A 583-nucleotide genomic window follows, 5' to 3' on the forward strand; every position below is an offset into this window, starting at 1 on the left:
CCGCGCCCGCGCCCGCGCCGGCCGCGGCGGCGCCGCCGCGGCTGGTCGTCGGAGTCGCCCTGCTCGGACTGGTCCTCGGTGTCGGTGTCGGCGTCGTTCTCGGCGGCGGAATCGGGCTCGGGCTCCGGTTCGGGCTTCCGGCGGCGGCGCAGCTGTTCGGCGGCCGCGGCATCCGGGGAGAGGAACAGCGGGGCCGCGACCACGGCGGATTCGAAGACGATCGGTTCGGCCGCGGCGGGCTCCTCTGGCACCGGGCTCGCGAACAGGTTCACCGCGGCCGTGAAGGCGGGTGGCGGGGTCACCGGAGCGGCCGGGGTGTCACTCGCCGGAGAGGTATCCGCGGGTGCGGAGATCTGGGCCGACACGGACACCGAGGGCGCGCCGACGTCGCTCCGGGCGGACGTCCCGGAATCGGCGGTGCTCGCCGCTTCCGCGCCGGGTCCGGCCGCTGCTTCCGGCGCCTGTGCGGCGGCGTCGGCCGGCGCGGGCTCGGTGCCGATGCCAGGGATTTGCCCGGAGCCGGTGCCCGGCTGCGCGGCGGGGCGGTTCCGGCGCGGCCGGAGCAGCGGCGGCCTCGGCCTCC

The 583-nt window shown here is 78.6% G+C and carries 1 pseudogene; it reads right to left on the reverse strand.

The window, feature by feature from the left end:
• Positions 1-365, reverse strand: a pseudogene (locus ON38_RS36875) (ribonuclease E/G); the annotation flags it as partial.
• Positions 366-583: the final 218 nt, after the last annotated feature.

This window comes from Nocardia testacea NBRC 100365, assembly GCF_000308775.1.
GTDB classification, from domain to species: domain Bacteria; phylum Actinomycetota; class Actinomycetes; order Mycobacteriales; family Mycobacteriaceae; genus Nocardia; species Nocardia testacea.